This is a genomic window from Pseudomonas sp. GZD-209, from assembly GCF_049310485.1.
Taxonomy (GTDB): Bacteria; Pseudomonadota; Gammaproteobacteria; order Pseudomonadales; family Pseudomonadaceae; genus Aquipseudomonas; species Aquipseudomonas sichuanensis.
This window is the reverse complement of sequence record NZ_JBMOWQ010000084.1, coordinates 1-2,098: the sequence shown is the minus strand read 5'-3', so window position 1 is coordinate 2,098 and position 2,098 is coordinate 1. Positions and strand designations below refer to the sequence as shown.

Genomic DNA, 2,098 nt, shown 5'->3' with positions numbered 1-2,098 from the left:
CCAACCTCCTCCCCCGATCCGGTTTTGTTGTTTTGTGGGGGGCGTTCCCCCCCCCCGCGATCAGACGACGTGGCGCATGAGAACCTTCCCCAAGCCACCCTGTCCTACTGTCATCCCATCAGGTAGTACCCCCTCCATGACGTCGCGCCTCGCCGCCCTGCTCCTGCTGTTCTGCGCCAGCCTCGCCCAGGCCGCGCCCACGGTCCTGCAACGCCCGATCGACCTGGACACCGGCCAGGGCGTGCTGCACGGCAGCCTGCTGTTGCCGCAGCAGGACACCCCGCCGCCGGTGGTGCTGATCATCGCCGGCTCCGGCCCCACCGACCGCGACGGCAACAACCCGGCCTCCGGGCGTATCGACAACCTCAAGCGCCTGGCCTTGCTGCTGGCCGGCGAACACATCGCCAGCGTGCGCTACGACAAGCGCGGAGTAGCCGCCAGCCAGCCGGCCACCCCGGACGAGCGCGATCTGAGCGTCGAGCGCTACGTCGCCGACGCCGTGGCCTGGGGCCAGAAACTGCGCCACGACCCGCGTTTCGGTCCGCTGATCCTGGTCGGCCACAGCGAGGGGGCACTGATTGCCAGCCTGGCCGCCGAGCAGGCCGGCGCCAGCGCGGTCATCACCCTGGCCGGCAGCGGCCGCCCGGTGGCCGATGTGCTGCGCGAGCAGTTGGCCCAGCGCCTGCCGGCGGCGCAACTGGCCGGCGGCGTGGCCCTGATCGACCGCCTGCAGGCCGGGCAGACCAGCCTGGATGTACCGGCCCCGCTGCGCCAGGTGTTCCGCCCCAGTGTGCAGCCGTACCTGATCTCACTGCTGCGCCAGGACCCGGCGACGGCGTTCGCCAGGCTCCAGGTGCCGGCGCTGATCATTCAGGGGCGCAACGACGTGCAGGTAGAGGTTGCCGACGCCGAACGGCTCAAGGCCGCCAAGCCCGACGCGCAACTGGCGCTGATCGACGGCATGAACCACATGTTGCGCATCAGCCCCCGGGACATGCGCCAGCAACGCGACAGCTACAGCAATCCCGAACTGCCGCTGGCCCGCGAACTGGGCGAACGGATCATCGCCTTCATCCATGGCCTGCCGCCGGCCTGAGCTTTCCTGCCGCCGCAGGCTCAGGTCTTGGCGATGGCTGCCGATAACGCGGCATGAGAAGGCGGTGACTGCGCGTGCGATGTCCACCAGCACCCGGCCGCCGCGCACCTGAGGATTGCCCTGATGACCGATGCTCCCGCCGCCGCCGAGGCGACCGAAGAACAAGCCCCGGAAAGCGCCCCGCAGCCGTGGGCGGACCTGGCTGCCGAACACTTCCAGCTGCTGCGCCTGGCCGCCCTGCCGACCGATCGCAACAGCGGCGCCCGCCCGCTGCGCTTCGTCCAGTTCGGTTACGCCGAGCGGCATGACAAGGCCCATAGCCTGCTGCGCATGGAAATCCGCCTGCCCGGGCAGAAAGTGCGCAAGGAACAGAACCAGCTGGATATTCGCGTCGATCACGAACAGCGCCTGGTGCGCATCGGCAGCGACGCCGGCCTGCAGCTGGAGCCACTCAATCGTGGGCTTGGCCGCTATCTGCTGGCCCAGGCAGTGCAATGGCTGCAACAGCGCTGCTCGGGCTACCGCATCGAAGGCATGAGCCTGCCGAACAAGGACGCGCTGAACGAAGACACGCGCCTGCGCCGCGACCATGTGCTGACCAGCGTCGGCCTGGCCGTGGAGTACAGCGAAGGCCAGATCCTCAAGGGCGCCGTGGTGGAAACCACAGTGGGCCAGCTCAAGGGCGGCTGGAATACCGAGAAGGTGCAGCGGGTCGACATCCTCGACGCCGCCGGCATGCTGCAGCAGGCCGAGCAGAACCTGATGGAAAAGGAAGCGCAACTGCGCGAGCGTGACGAGCGTGTGGCCAAGTACCGCCGCGAGGACAACGGGCTGCGCTTCACCATCACCTGCCTGGTGGCCTTTGCGGTGTTCCAGGCCGGGCTGCTGATCTGGATTGCCACTCGCTGACAAAAGCTGGGGCCGCTTTGCGACCCTATCGGGGGGGGGGGGGGGAGATCGCCAGGGGGAAGACGGTGTTGCGGGGGGGGGGGGGGTGGGGTG

Annotated in this window: 2 protein-coding genes; both read left to right on the top strand. The window is 69.0% G+C overall.

Annotation, left to right across the window (positions count from 1 at the left end; translation table 11 throughout):
* The first annotated feature begins 136 nt into the window (after positions 1 to 136).
* The gene (locus tag ACO6VM_RS11225; protein WP_401057772.1) at positions 137 to 1,096 is read left to right on the top strand and encodes an alpha/beta hydrolase; all 960 of its coding nucleotides are present in this window, start codon (positions 137 to 139) and stop codon (positions 1,094 to 1,096) included.
* Between the two features lie 123 nt (positions 1,097 to 1,219).
* The gene (locus ACO6VM_RS11220) at positions 1,220 to 2,005 is read left to right on the top strand and encodes a hypothetical protein (RefSeq protein WP_401057770.1); all 786 of its coding nucleotides are present in this window, start codon (positions 1,220 to 1,222) and stop codon (positions 2,003 to 2,005) included.
* The last annotated feature ends 93 nt before the right edge of the window (positions 2,006 to 2,098 follow it).

Bases quoted from the DNA above. Each gene is read 5' to 3' on its own strand.
- ACO6VM_RS11225 (WP_401057772.1), top strand. From the start codon at position 137: ATGACGTCGCGCCTCGCCGCCCTGCTCCTGCTGTTCTGCGCCAGCCTC.
- ACO6VM_RS11220 (WP_401057770.1), top strand. From the start codon at position 1,220: ATGACCGATGCTCCCGCCGCCGCCGAGGCGACCGAAGAACAAGCCCCG.